The following is a 654-nucleotide window of genomic DNA, read 5'->3' on the forward strand; positions in this document are numbered from 1 at the left end:
AGCCAGCGTGACCGACAAAGACCTGTACTTCTACGAGCCCTCCAAGGGCCACGGCCTCAAGCACGATCCCTTCAACGCCATCATCGCGCCGCGGCCGATCGGTTGGATCTCCTCCCGCGACACCAGGGGCCACGTCAATCTCGCGCCCTACAGCTTCTTCAACGCCTTTTGCTACGTGCCGCCGATCATCGGCTTCTCCTCCACCAACTGGAAGGACACGGTCTCGAACATGGAGCAGACCGGCGAGTTCGTCTGGAATCTCGCCACGATGGATCTTGCCAGGCAGATGAACGCGACCGCAGCGCATGTCGCGCCTGAGGTCGACGAGTTCGAGATCGCCGGCCTCACCGCCGTGCCCGGCAAGCTCGTCAACGTGCCGCGGGTGGCTGAGAGCCCCGTCGCCTTCGAGTGCAAGGTCTCCGACATCGTCCGCCTCAAGGGCGCCGATGGCAAGGAGGCCGATGCCTGGCTGACGCTGGGCGAGGTCGTCGCCGTCCATATCGACAAGGCCATGATCAAGGACGGCGTCTACCAGACCGCCGCCGCCCGCCCCATCGTCCGCGCCGGCCGCCGCGGCGACTATTTCGAGATCAAGCCGGAAAACATGTTCGAGATGGTCCGGCCGGATTAGGCCGGCGCTGCTCTCTTCACCGT

1 protein-coding gene is annotated in these 654 nt (G+C 64.7%); it reads left to right on the forward strand.

Annotation, left to right across the window (positions count from 1 at the left end):
• Positions 1-7: 7 nt before the first annotated feature.
• The gene (locus AC1D00_RS44125; RefSeq protein ID WP_404558550.1) at positions 8-631 is read left to right on the forward strand and encodes a flavin reductase family protein; all 624 of its coding nucleotides are present in this window, start codon (positions 8-10) and stop codon (positions 629-631) included.
• Positions 632-654: the final 23 nt, after the last annotated feature.

This window comes from Bradyrhizobium sp. P2_E8 (genome assembly GCF_056403875.1).